Source organism: Paraburkholderia largidicola (assembly GCF_013426895.1).
Lineage (GTDB): Bacteria > Pseudomonadota > Gammaproteobacteria > Burkholderiales > Burkholderiaceae > Paraburkholderia > Paraburkholderia largidicola.
In genome coordinates this window covers 2,143,670-2,156,677 of record NZ_AP023174.1, presented here as the reverse complement: position 1 = coordinate 2,156,677, position 13,008 = coordinate 2,143,670, and the positions used below count along the sequence as shown (strand labels likewise).

Annotated in this window: 9 protein-coding genes; 2 read left to right on the top strand and 7 right to left on the bottom strand. The window is 65.9% G+C overall.

Annotation, left to right across the window (positions count from 1 at the left end; translation table 11 throughout):
• The first annotated feature begins 16 nt into the window (after positions 1 to 16).
• Positions 17 to 1,600, top strand: coding sequence for an FAD-binding oxidoreductase (locus PPGU16_RS09725; RefSeq protein WP_180719809.1), 1,584 nt, complete (start codon positions 17 to 19; stop codon positions 1,598 to 1,600).
• A gap of 22 nt (positions 1,601 to 1,622) precedes the next feature.
• Complete coding sequence (locus PPGU16_RS09720) at positions 1,623 to 2,015, top strand: hypothetical protein (RefSeq protein WP_180719808.1); 393 nt, start codon at positions 1,623 to 1,625, stop codon at positions 2,013 to 2,015.
• Between the two features lies 1 nt (position 2,016).
• On the opposite strand, the gene PPGU16_RS09715 is transcribed toward PPGU16_RS09720, so the two are convergent.
• The 7 genes from PPGU16_RS09715 to PPGU16_RS09685 all read right to left on the bottom strand — a co-directional run bounded on the left by PPGU16_RS09715 (position 2,017) and on the right by PPGU16_RS09685 (position 12,858).
• On the bottom strand, positions 2,017 to 2,976 hold the full coding sequence (locus PPGU16_RS09715) for a DUF1571 domain-containing protein (protein ID WP_180719807.1): 960 nt from the start codon (positions 2,974 to 2,976) through the stop codon (positions 2,017 to 2,019).
• A gap of 61 nt (positions 2,977 to 3,037) precedes the next feature.
• Positions 3,038 to 4,825 carry an AMP-binding protein gene (locus PPGU16_RS09710; RefSeq protein WP_180719806.1) on the bottom strand — a complete coding sequence of 596 codons (1,788 nt, stop codon included), beginning with the start codon at positions 4,823 to 4,825 and terminating at the stop codon, positions 3,038 to 3,040.
• A gap of 80 nt (positions 4,826 to 4,905) precedes the next feature.
• Positions 4,906 to 6,225 (bottom strand): acetyl-CoA C-acetyltransferase, encoded by a 1,320-nt coding sequence (locus PPGU16_RS09705; protein ID WP_180719805.1) that lies wholly within the window; start codon positions 6,223 to 6,225, stop codon positions 4,906 to 4,908.
• Positions 6,226 to 6,367: 142 nt separating this feature from the next.
• Positions 6,368 to 7,285: a MaoC/PaaZ C-terminal domain-containing protein gene (locus PPGU16_RS09700; RefSeq protein ID WP_180719804.1), complete on the bottom strand. Its 918-nt coding sequence runs from the start codon at positions 7,283 to 7,285 to the stop codon at positions 6,368 to 6,370.
• 6 nt (positions 7,286 to 7,291) lie between these two features.
• Positions 7,292 to 8,719 carry a 3-oxoacyl-ACP reductase gene (locus tag PPGU16_RS09695; RefSeq protein WP_180719803.1) on the bottom strand — a complete coding sequence of 476 codons (1,428 nt, stop codon included), beginning with the start codon at positions 8,717 to 8,719 and terminating at the stop codon, positions 7,292 to 7,294.
• Between the two features lie 203 nt (positions 8,720 to 8,922).
• A complete protein-coding gene (locus PPGU16_RS09690) occupies positions 8,923 to 10,107 on the bottom strand; it encodes a M60 family metallopeptidase (protein ID WP_224030177.1) in 1,185 nt (394 codons plus the stop codon).
• A gap of 252 nt (positions 10,108 to 10,359) precedes the next feature.
• The gene (locus PPGU16_RS09685; protein ID WP_180719801.1) at positions 10,360 to 12,858 is read right to left on the bottom strand and encodes an acyl-CoA dehydrogenase; all 2,499 of its coding nucleotides are present in this window, start codon (positions 12,856 to 12,858) and stop codon (positions 10,360 to 10,362) included.
• Positions 12,859 to 13,008: the final 150 nt, after the last annotated feature.

The window sequence follows — 13,008 nt, the reverse complement described above, 5'->3', positions numbered from 1 at the left end:
ACGACGAGGGAACACTTTGACACGCATCCTGCCGCCGGACATTTCTGCCGCAACGTTCGACCGCGCGCTCGCCGCCTTCGAGGCGATCGTCGGCGCCACGCAGGTCGCATCGTCGCCGGCAAGCCTCGCGGCGTATGCCGATCCGTTCGCACCGGGGACGCTCGCGGCATCGTTCGTGCCGTCGGCGGCGGTGTTGCCGGCGAGCGTCGATGAGATCCGCGCGATCCTGCGCGTCGCGAACGAGTACCGCGTTCCGCTCTGGACGGTATCGACGGGACGCAATTTCGCGTACGGCGGCGCGGCGCCGCGTTTGCCGGGATCGGTGGTGCTCGACCTGCAGCGGATGAACCGGATTCTCGCTGTCGACGAGCCACTTGCCTACGCGCTCGTCGAACCCGGCGTCAGCTACTTCGATCTGCATCACCATCTGCGCGAGCGCGGCTACAAGCTGTGGGTCGATCCGCCCGCGGCGGGCTGGGGCAGCATCGTCGGCAACACGCTGGAGCGCGGCTTCGGCACGACGGCCTACGGCGATCACGCGGCGGCCCAATGCGGGATGGAAGTGGTGCTCGCGAATGGCGACCTCGTGCGCACGGGCATGGGCGGGATCGAGATCGGCACGTCGTGGCAGGCGTTCAGGTATGGCTATGGGCCGTCGTTCGATCCGATGTTCATGCAGTCGAACTACGGCATCGTCACGAAGATGGGCGTCTGGCTGATGCCCGCGCCGAGCGCGTATCTGCTGGGCGAAATCCAGTTTCAGCGCGACGACGATCTGGAAGCAGTCGTCGAGACGCTGCGGCCGTTGCGGCTGAACGGCACGATCGGCAACCAGGCGGTCATCGAAGGCGCGCTGCGCCGCGCGGCGGGTATCGGGCCGCGCTCGCAGTGGTATCAGGGCAAGGGCGTGATGCCGGAAAGCGCGATCGCGTCGATGACCGAGGCGCTGAAAATCGGCCGCTGGAACCTGCATTACGCACTCTACGGCGAGCGCGAAGTGATCGATGCGCGAGACGCGATCGTGCGGCGCGCGTTCGGCCGCATTCCGGGTGCGCGGATGCTGTCGAAGACCTACGACGGCAACGCGGAGCCGGAGGCGGGCGGCGACCGCAACCTCGCGGGCATTCCGGGCATGACGGCGTTCCGCATGCTCGACTGGCGCGGCGGCAGCAGCGGCGCGCACGTCGACTTCTCGCCTGTCTGTCCGGCGACGGGCCGCGACGCGATGCGCCAGTATTCGATGGCGAAGGCGCGCGCCAACGAATATGGCTTCGATTACTACGGCGGTTTCACATCGGGCGAGCGGCACCTGCATCACATCGCTGCCGCGATCTTCGACAAGAGCGACGCGCGGCAGAGCGAACTGGCCGGCGATCTGCTGCGCGCGTGGATGAGCGACGCGCACGGCGCGGGTTACGGCGAGTACCGCTCGCACCTCGTCTATATGGACTTCGCCGCGGCGCGCTACAACTTCAACGACGGCGCCATGCTGCGCCTGTCGGAGACGATCAAGGACGCGCTCGATCCGGCGGGCATCCTGTCGCCGGGCAAGCAGGGCATCTGGCCGAAGGCGTTTCGTAACTGGCGCGGATATACGTGAACCATGAGCATGAGGGCATGACATGCAGCGGCGCACATTCATCGCAGCGGGCGCATGGCTGTCGGCGGCACCGGCTTTCGGCGCGCCGTGGCTTCGTCTGGATGGGCTGCGCGCGGACCTCGCGCTAATCGACACGGCGCTGCCCGAATCGACGGCGCTGGGCGATCACGCCGCGCGCATGCGTGTGCCCGTGTTCGACGTGAGCGCCGCGCCGCACGCCGATATCGCCACGCTCTGGTACGACTCGCTCGCGCCGCGCGCGATGCGCTCGGCTGGCCGGCTGACGCTCGTCGGTGTCACGCGTGCCGCCGACTTCTTCGTGCTCGCGCGGCTCGCGCTGCCGCCCGCCGCGCCCGTCACGCAAGCGCGCAGCGTGCCGCAGCACGCGTGCGTCGCGTTCGCATTGACGACCTGAATCAGAACCGGTACTCGGGGTTTTTGGGATCGAACGCCATGTCGTCGAAGGTCTTTGGCGTGATCGTCAGGAACACGATGCGCTCGAAAATCTCTCCGTCGTTGCCGTACGATTCGGCCATCCGGAAATACGGGTGCCGCAGATCGAGGCCGAGCACTTCCTTTTTCGCGTAGTAATCGGGCTGGCCCGTGGGCGTTTCGTAGGTGAAGGCGACGACGCGTACGCCGTCGACGGTTCGCACGTCGATCTGCGCGGGCCGTGTGATGCCCACATTGGCGAATTTTTTGCCTTCGTCGAGAAACTGCTGCGCGATGAATTCGGTGCCGAGATCGCGCACCTGATGGTTCGATTGCGAGCGCGCGAGCGTGCCGTTGATCGAGGTCCACAGCGGGATGATGTTGAAGATGCCGCCGAGGTGGCCGTACATCTGGTTGGCGCGTTTCGACTCGTCGTAGATGATCTCCTGGCCGGCGTGCGGGCCGTCGGGCAGCCAGCGGCCGTAGATGCGCAGCGGCTCGCGCGTGAGCCGCACGAGCATGTGATCGGGCCGGCGTGGCCAGATGCCGCGAATGCGCTCCTGGCGCAGCATCGTGAACTCGTACGACGGGTAGCCGTTCGGGCCTTCCTCGATATAGCGCGGCACCGTGAGCGGATCGAACGATTCGAACAGCGCGACGAGCTGCGCGTCGTCCATCTGCTCGAGCGCGCCGCTTTGCGCGGCATTGCGCAGCCACTTGACCTGCTGCTCGAGCGGCAGCTTCGCGGCATTCGCGACGGCCTCGCTGGCGCCCAGCGTGACCTGCGGGGCGACATGCGCGGCCAGCGCGGCCGCATCGTTCTGCGCGGCGGCCGCGCCCGCGATCAACACGCAAGCCAGCGGCGCGACGATCAGCGATAGCCAGCGCGTGCCATGACCCAACCGATAGCGGAACCGCTTTTCCACCAACTCCGGGTGACGCATCGATCGCTCCCAAAAGCGCGGAAGGCTTCGCCGTTGCTACGCGGTCAGGCGAGCGAAACCGTCACGAGGTTGTCTGCTTTGCCAGCTCCTGATCGCGCAGCTCGCGCCGCAGGATCTTGCCGACATTCGTTTGCGGAAGCTCGTCGCGGAACTCGACGACCTTCGGTACCTTGTAGCCCGTCAGATTCTTGCGGCAATGCGCGATCACCTGTTCCTCGGTGAGCGAAGGGTTGCGCCGCACGACGAACACTTTCACGCGCTCGCCCTGCGCGACGTCGGGAATACCGATCGCGGCCACTTCGCGCACGTCGGGGTGCATCGCGATCACGTCCTCGATCTCGTTCGGATACACATTAAAACCCGACACAAGAATCATGTCTTTCTTGCGGTCGATCAGCCGGATATAACCGCGCGAATCCATCACGCCGATATCGCCCGTCGCGAGCCAGCCGTCGTCGTCGAGCACCTTCGCGGTTTCCTCGGGACGATTCCAGTAGCCTTTCATGACTTGCGGACCTCGCACGCACAGCTCGCCTGGTTCGCCGATATTCGCCCAGCTGCCATCGTCCTTGCGAAAGCGCACCTGAGTGGACGGCGCGGGCAGGCCGATCGAACCGTCGAACTCGCGCATGTGCTTGAGGTTCACCGGGTTCATCGACACGATGGGCGAGCACTCTGTCAGCCCATAGCCTTCGATGATCGGCTTGCCCGTCACCTCGCGGAAACGGTCGGCCACGGCCTTTTGCATCGCCATGCCGCCCGCCATCGCGAGCTTGAGCTTCGAGAAGTCGCGGTTGCGGAATTCCTCGTTGTCGAGGAACGCGTTGTAGAGCGTATTGACGGCCGTGATGCCCGTGAAGGTTTCGTTGCGCAGGATCTTCATCACCATCCTGATGTCGCGCGGATTCGCGATCAGGATGTTGCGCCCGCCCAGTCCCATGAAGATCATCGCGTTCACGGTCAGCGAGTAGATGTGATAAAGCGGCAGCGGCGTGAGTACCGTTTCGATGTCGTCGGTCAACTGGCCTTCCGCCCAGACCTTCGCCTGCAGCAGATTCGCGACCATGTTCCGGTGCGTGAGCATCGCGCCTTTCGCGACGCCCGTCGTGCCGCCCGTGTATTGCAGGAACGCAAGGTCGTTGGGCGAAATCTGCACGGGCGCGAGCGTGCGTTTGTAACCCGTTGCGAGCGCATCCAGCAGCGACACGGCCTGGGGCAGGTTGTACGCGGGCACGAGCTTCTTCACGTGGCGCAGCATGAAGTTGATCAGCTTGCCTTTCAGGTTCAGTCCGTCCTTGAGCAGGTCGCCGAGCCCCGTGACGATCACGTTCTGCACGCGGGTGCCCGGCAGCGAGTCTTCAACGGTCTTCGCGAAGTTCTCGAACACGACGATGGTCTGCGAGGCGCTGTCCTTCAACTGATGTGACAGTTCGCGCACCGTATAGAGCGGATTCACGTTGACGACGATCGCGCCTGCCTTCAGCACGCCGAACAGCGCGATCGGATACTGGAAGGTGTTCGGCAGCATGATCGCGACGCGGTCCCCGGGCTTCACGCCGATGCTCTGCAAGTAGGCCGCGAACGCCGTCGCCTTGCGCGCCAGTTCGCCATACGTGAGACTTTCGCCGACGCTCACATAGGCGACACGCTCGCGAAAGCGCGTCGTGCATTCGTCGAAGAACGCGACGAGCGACACATACTGCGACACGTCGATCTCGCGCGGCACGTCGGGCGCATAGGAGTCGTACCAGATGCCGTCCGTGTTGGGCGCGCGCTGCGTTTGCGTTTGTGCCTGCGTCTGGGTTTGCATCGGCGTCTGCGTCGAATGTGATGTAGTCGGCTCGGTCATAGCGGTGTCTCCCGGAGTACTAGCTTTGTCGTTGTATGTGTCGTGTGCATGAATCGTGCGGGTGCGGATGGCGCGCGATTCTACCGTTCCAGAATCGCGACCACACCCTGGCCGCCCGCCGCGCAGATCGAAATCAGCCCGCGCGCGGTGCCCGCCGGCTTGTCGAGCTGCGCGAGCATCTTCGCGAGTCCCGCGACGATCCGTCCGCCCGTGGCGGCGAATGGATGGCCCGTCGCGAGCGAGCCGCCGTTCACGTTCATTTTCGCGCGATCGATGGTTCCCAGCGCGCCTTCGAGTCCCAGTTGCGTGCGGCAGTACTCATCGTCCTGCCAGGCGGCGAGCGTGCAGAGCACTTGCGCCGCGAACGCCTCGTGAATTTCGTAGAAGTCGAAATCCTGCAACGTCAGCCCCGCGCGTTTCAGCATGCGCGGCACGGCGTACGCAGGCGCCATCAGCAATCCCTCCTTCTTGTCGAAAAAATCGACGGCGGCCGTTTCGTGCCACGTCAGCCACGCCAGCACGGGAAGGCCGCGCGCCGCCGCCCATGCCTCGCTGGCGAGCAGCACGGCCGATGCGCCGTCCGTCAGCGGCGTCGAGTTGCCCGCCGTCATCGTGCCCGCGTCGCGGTCGAATACGGGTTTCAGCGTGGCCAGCTTGTCCAGCGTCAGATCGCTGCGCAGGTTGTTGTCGCGCGCGAGACCGCGAAACGGCGTCATCAGGTCGTTCAGAAAGCCGCGCGCGTAGGCTTCCGTCAGCTTGCGGTGGCTATCGTAGGCGAGCACGTCTTGTGCCTCGCGCGAAATGCCCCAGCGCTTGGCCATCAGCTCGCAGTGCTCGCCCATCGACAGCCCCGTGCGCGGCTCGCTGTTACGCGGCAACAGCGGCTTGAAGAACATGCCGGGGCGCAGCTTCGCGAGCGCGCCGACCCGTTGTCCCGCCGACTTGCCGCGGTTCGCTTCGAGCAGGATCTTGCGCATCCGCTCGTTGACTCCGATGGGCGCATCCGACGTCGTATCGGCGCCGCCCGCAATGCCCACCTCGATCTGGCCGAGCGCGATCTTGTTGGCCACCAGAATCGCCGCTTCAAGGCCCGTGCCGCACGCCTGCTGCACGTCGTAGGCGGGTGTTTCCTTCGCTAGCGTGGTCGACAGTACGGCTTCGCGCGTCAGGTTGAAGTCGCGCGAATGCTTGATGACGGCGCCCGCCGCGACTTCGCCGAGGCGCTCGCCATGCAGGTCGTAGCGGTCGATCAGGCCTTGCAGCGTGAAAGTCAGCATGTCCTGGTTCGACGCCGTCGCGTAGGCGGTGTTCGAGCGCGCGAACGGGATGCGGTTGCCGCCCAGTATCGCGACGCGGCGCGCAGTGGGCGCCGGCAAGAATGAAGATGGCGTTTCTGGCATCAACGAGCTCCCTGGTCGTGTCCGTCTGTTGGGCGGATCGGATCGTGCATGCAGCGCCCGGCACCTGCTTGAAACGGATCAGGCCGGGCATTGATTCCAACGTCGGATGTTTGCCGCGCGGCAGTGCGCGCACGGCACGGCGTCATTGCAGATTCCACTGGAAGCGGCCGCGCAGATGCGGCTTGCCGCCTTCGGGATCGCGCACTTCGAAGTCGCGCGCAGTGGGCGAGGGCGATGCCGTCCACAGCGACGCTTCGCCCGGCAGCAGCATCGGCAGCTTGAATTCGCCTGCGAGCGTCGCGTCGGCGAGCCGCTTGGGCGGCTGCAGCGCGGCCGCCGTGCGGGCGAGCGTCCACATGCCGTGCGCGATCGCGCGCGGAAAGCCGAACGCTTTCGCGGACAGCATCGACAGATGAATCGGATTGAAGTCGCCCGATGCCTTCGCGTAGTCGCGGCCCAGTTGCGACGGCAGTTGCCAGCGCGCCGCGCGCACCAGCGCGTCGCCCGCCGTCTCCAGCGGTGCGAGCGGATCGCCACTCGCCGCGACGCCGCGCTTCAGATACACGCTGTCGCCGTCCCAGACGGCCTCGCCGCGCCGGTAGACGCGCGTCTGCAGCACGAACGCCTGGCCCTTGTCATGGCGCAGGCGCGCGCCGAATTCGACTTCGACGCGCAAGGTGTCGTCGAACGAAAGCGGGCGGCGCATGTGCACGCTGTTCGCCAGATGGACGATGCCGAGCGCGGACCACGGAAACGCCGGGTCCGTCAGCAACAGCAGATGCAGCGGAAACGCGAGCAGATGCGGAAACGTGAACGGAATGCCCTGCTCGGGGAAAAAGCCGCACACGCGCGCATAGCGCTCGATCGCAACCGAATCGAGCGACACGGCGGGGCGCACGAGCCGAAGCAGAGGCAGATCGGTCGAACGGTTGCGCTGGAAGCCCTTGACCACGCCCGACAGGGCCCGCGCGTACAGCTTCGCGGGTTTGGGCAGCTCGGGCAGCACGACTGTTTTCAGGCGCGGCGCGCCGAACATCGAGCTGGAGTCGTAGAACGCCATGAGGGGTCACGCTCCTATCAGGCTTTGTCCGCACACACGCACGACCTGGCCCGTCACGCCCGCCGAGCCGGGATGCGCAAGCCAGGCGATGGTTTGCGCGACGTCGGCGGGCTGGCCGCCCTGACTCATCGAATTCATCCGGCGGCCGGCTTCGCGCAGCGCGAGCGGCATTTTCGCGGTCATCTGCGTTTCGATGAAGCCGGGCGCGACCGCGTTGATCGTGATGCGCCGCGCGGCCAGATACGGCGCCATGCCCTGAACGCGGCCAATTACACCCGCTTTCGAGGCCGCGTAGTTGGTCTGCCCGAGGTTGCCCGCGATGCCGCTGATCGACGAGACGCAAACGATGCGGCCGCCGTCGCGCAGCGTGCCCGCTTCGAGCAGCGCGTCGTCGATGCGCTCCTGCGCCGACAGGTTGATGTCGATCACATTGCGCCACGCCGCTTCCGTCATTTTCGCGATGGTTTTGTCTTTCGTGATGCCCGCGTTGTGCACGAACACGTCGACGCCGAGTTCGTCGAGCGCGGCGGCGATCTGCGCGGGCGTTTCCGGCGCGGCGATGTCGAGCGCGAGCGCCGTGCCGCCGATCTGGCGCAGGGTGGCGTCGAGCGCATCGGTCGCGCTGGGGATGTCGATGCCGATCACGTGCGCGCCTTGCGCGGCGAGCACATTCGCAATCGCCGCGCCGATGCCGCGCGCCGCGCCCGTCACGACGGCACGCTGGCCGGCGAGCGGCTGGGTCCAGTCGAAATCCGCGCCGACGTTTTGAGTCATTCCGCCGGGCGCCGCGCCGATGCGCACGACCTGGCCCGACACGTACGCCGAGCGCGGCGACAGAAAGAAGCGCAACGTCGATTCGAGGCCGTTTTCGGCGCCTTGCGACACATACATCAGATTCACGGCGATGCCGCGCCGCGCTTCCTTGCCCAGCGAGCGTGTCACGCCTTCGAGCGCGCGTTGCGCCGTCCACTGGCGCGGGCTCGCGCAGGCTTCGGGCGGACGGCCGAGCACGACGATCCGGCCGGATTGGTCGAGCGAGCGGAGCGCGTCGTGAAAGAACGCGTAGAGCGTGTCGAGCTGCGCGCTGCTTTCGATACCGCTCGCATCGAACACGAGCGCCCGCACGCGCGCCTGGGCGCCGGTTGCGGGATCGGCGGGTTCGAAGCGGCCCGTCATTAGCCCGTGGCGGTTCGCGAGCGGCACCCACAGGCCCGCGCTGGCATGCGCGACGCTCGTCATGCCGATATGCGCGACGACATTGGCGAGCGCGTCGAGCAGTTGGGGCGCGGGGCCCGCGCCGACGGCGATGAGGCCGTCGAATTCGGGTGCGTCGGCGCGATAGCGGCGCAGTACCTCGGGCTTCGGCAAACCGAGCGAGCGCGCGACCCGCGCGCCCAGCGGCGAATTGACGAAGTTCAGGTAGGAATCGTTCACGTTATTGGCTCCTGGCCCCCGGACCGGCGGATGAACGACAGTGTGCACGGACCGCGTGACTTGCCGCAAGTTGGGGGGCGGATTTGCGAGGTCGGGGTGATTGCATGGGCATGTTGCGGTGCGTTGCGCTGGGTTGCTCGCGCGTGGGGCCGATTCTGTCAGCGGTCAGCCGCGTCGCAGCCGGAAGCTTCATCCCTCGCCGGTCAGGTCTCGATCGCGCGCACGGGAAGACGCTGCGCGGCGATCTTGCCGTAGGCGTCCGCGCTGGCCCGCAAGCCCCATTTTTCGAAGAACGGACGCAGGTCGTTGCCGGATACCGTACACATCGCCACCACGAACTCGTCGACCTTTTTCGTCTCCGATACGTTGTAAGGCAGAGGATGCTCGCGGTAATACTTGAACAGCCGGGTGAAAAGATTCCAGCCGTAGGCGCGCTTCAGCTGATCGAACATCACGAGCCGCACGAACGTCAGTTCCTCGTATTTGCCGCCCGGGTCCGATACGTAGTTGCGCGCCGCGCGGGCCAGATACTCGCGCGCCCGCTCGCGGGGCGTGATGCCGTCATATTCGGGCTCGTCCAGCCGGTTGGGCTCGCCCAGCTTCTCCTGCACATACAGCGAGAACAGGTTGACGGAGACTTCGACGAGCGTTTCCCATGTCCAGGAGTCCTGCTGGTGCGTATGTCCGACCTCATGCCAGATCGCCCATTCGTTGCGCAGGCGCGCCGGGTCGGTCAGATCGGTCGTGTTGTCCGCGAACATGCCGATGAATTGATCCGTGGCGTACATGTACACGCCGGTCCTTTCCTTGGGCGAGGTGCGGAAGTCGACCACGAAGTGCTCGCGCAGCGGCGTGCGCGCGTCGGTCGGTTTTGTGTCGTCGAATCCTGCCAGCGCATCCTGCATCGCCAGCACCTGCGCGATGGCCGCCAGAGTGGTCGATGGGTCGGCGATGGGCGCGTGCCGATACACGCTGCGTGGCAACGTAATCATGCTGTGCTGGCCGACGAGTTGAACGAACGGCGCGTCCGCGTAGTTGTCCAGTTGCGCCCGCCAGTCGTCCATGCTCGTGCGGTCTTGCACGAAAAGGGGCAACGGCTTGCCATCCGCGATCGATACGTCGATTTCAGTCGACGCGGCGGGCTTGCTGTTGGGCGAGGTGAATCGGATGAACAGCGGACCGTTCTGCCTCGCGACGAAGCGGTTGCTGCCGTTGCGTAGCGGCGCCGCCTGCTGGCCCGGCGACTTTCCGTACATGGAGCGGAAGCCGACCATGGCGCTTGCGCGATACCCGTTGGGCATGCCGCTGACGTTCACGCGCACGGTCTCGCCCATGCGCACGTAGCGCCCCGTCGGTTGCTGATCCGACAGTTCCATGATCGTGTTCATCCGTTTCATCTCGGCTTCGGCCGAAGGTAGCGGCGTGAATGAATAGCGTCCCGACCGGTTGTCGAAATTGGCAGCGGACGCTGCCGAGGCAATACACGCAAGGTCGACAAGTGTTGGAATCCTTAGCATCTGAACGTCCCTATTCGAGTTGTTTTTGGGAATACTAATGGATTGGCGACGAAAGCAGGGCGTTTGCCGGTCGCCGCCCTGCAGTAACCATCAAAATGATGCGTGGCGAATCGAGCCGATGGGTCACGCGGCCAGTTCCATCGCCTTGTCGAGCGCCTCCTTGCGCCGTTGCAGGTCGGCGAGCAGGCCGAAGTCGGCGGGAAAATCGTCGACCTTTACGACTTCTGCGCCATAGCGCGCGTAGTCGTCGAGCACCTTGCGCTCGTCTTCGTCGATCAGCCCGCGCTGTTGCGCCGCTTCCGTCCATTCGGCGAGATCGGCGAGGCTTTGCGGAATCGGCTCGATGCGGCCACGCTTGATGGCTTCGCGCAAGCGCTGCTCGAGATGCGCGACCTGCGGCGTCAGCGCGAACGCCAGCTCGCCGTAGCCGATTGCGTCGACGCTGGCGTGCGGCACGTACGAATCCGCGAGCAGCCGGTCGCGCGTGTCGCCCGGCGTCTGCATCAGCTCGGCGATCGTGCTGCCGAGCGTATCGGACGGCGCGCGATGCGGCAGGCCGAACGGAAACGCGAGCACTCGCACGAGGCCGGCTGCGAGACGGTTCGGATAGTTGTGCAGCACGCCATCGAGAGCGGTTTGCGCGCGATACAGCGCATCTTCGACACCCCATTGCACGAGCGCGAGATCGCTGCCGTGGCGGCCTTCGTCTTCGAAGCGCTTGAGCGTCGCTGAGATCAGGTAGAGCTGCGACAGCACGTCGCCCAGACGCGCCGAGATGCGCTCGCGCCGCTTCAACTCGCCACCGAGCACGAGCATCGAGACGTCGGCGAGCAGCGCGAAGACTGTCGAGAGTCGCGTTGCCGCGCGGTAGTAACGGGCGAGCGGCGCATGCGCGCGCTGCGGCTTCGCGATCAGCACACCGCCCGTCAAGCCGTGCACGAAGCTGCGCACCGCGTTCGACAGCGTGAAGCTCATATGCCCGAAGAACGCGTCGTCGAAATCGCGCAGCGCTTTCGCGCGGTCGGGTTCGCGTGTCGCGGCCATTTCCTTGAGCACGTACGGATGGCAGCGTATCGCGCCCTGGCCGAAGATGATCAGGCAGCGCGTGAGGATATTCGCGCCTTCGACGGTGATCGAAATGGGCACCTGCTGGTACGCGCGCGCGAGAAAGTTCGACGGCCCCATGCAGATGCCTTTGCCCGCGACGACGTCCATGCCGTCGTCGATCACTTCGCGGTTGCGCTCGGTGATGTGGTACTTCGAGATCGCCGAAATCACCGACGGCTTTTCGCCGAGATCGACGGCCTGCGCGGACAGGCGGCGCGCGGCGTCCATCACGTAGAGGTTGCCGCCCATGCGCCCGAGCGCTTCCTGCACGCCCTCGAACTTGCCGATCGCCGTGCGGAACTGTCGCCGCACGGCCGCATACGCGCCGACACCGCGCACCGCGATTTTCGACATGCCGACGTTCGACGACGGCAGCGAAATCGCGCGGCCCGCCGCGAGGCATTCCATCAGCATGCGCCAGCCGTTGCCGACCTGCGCGCGTCCGCCGATCACCCAGTCGAGCGGGATGAACACGTCGTTGCCCGAGTTGGGCCCGTTCTGGAACACGGCATTGAGCGGCCAGTGACGGCGGCCGATGTTCACGCCCGGATGACGGGTCGGAATCAGCGCGCAGGTGATGCCCGGTTCGTCGTCGCCGCCGAGCAGGTGGTCGGGATCGAGCGCGCGGAACGCGAGGCCGAGCACCGTCGCAATTGGCCCGAGCGTGATGTAGCGCTTGTTCCACGTGACGCGAAAGCCGAGCGTCTCGCGTCCCTCGAACGTACCTTTGCAGACGATGCCGACGTCGGGAATCGCCGCCGCGTCGGAGCCCGCGTATGGGCTCGTCAGCGCGAAGCAGGGGATCTCGTCGCCACGCGCGAGACGCGGCAGATAGTGATTCTTCTGCGCGTCGGTGCCGTAGTGCAGCAGCAGTTCGGCGGGTCCGAGCGAGTTCGGCACCATCACCGAGACGGCGGCCGCCGAGCAGCGCGTCGCGAGCTTCATGATGACCTGTGAATGCGCGTAGGCGCTGAAGCCTTTGCCGCCGTACTGCTTCGGGATGATCATCCCGAGAAAGCCTTTGTCCTTGACGAACTGCCATGCTTGCGGCGACAGGTCCTGCCAGATGGCCGTGGTTTCCCAGTCGTTCGCGAGGTCGCAGAGTTGCTCGCATTCGTTGTCGAGGAACGCCTGTTCTTCGACCGACAGCCTGGCCGGGCCATAGCCGAGCAGCGTGTCCCAATGCGGGCGCCCGGAGAAGAGCGCGGCGTCCCACCAGACGGTGCCCGCTTCGATCGCGTCGCGCTCGGTCGGCGACATGTCGGGCAGGATCTTGCGGAAAACGTTGAGCACCCTCGCGCTGAGCCATGCGCGGCGCAGCGGCTTGAGCGTCAGCACCAGCGCGGGAAGGACGAGCACGATCGACAGCAGGATCGTCGCCGTCACGCCGGCTGTGCGCGTCACGAAGGCAGCGGCGACCCACGCGACGAGGAACGCGAGCCACCATGATGCCCGGGCCTGCACATAGACGAGCGCCGCAGCGGCGACGATCAGCGCAACGATGAACCAGGTCATGGCGATCCCTCCTTTTCGTTTTTTCAGGGCGAGCGCGGCCCGCGATGCACGTCCGGCCCGCGATATCTTCGAGTTGTCTGATGCGGGGCGAGCGGCCCGCTCTTATCCGTTGCAGCCTGTGTGCCCGACGCTTCGAGCGGCGCGTCTAAT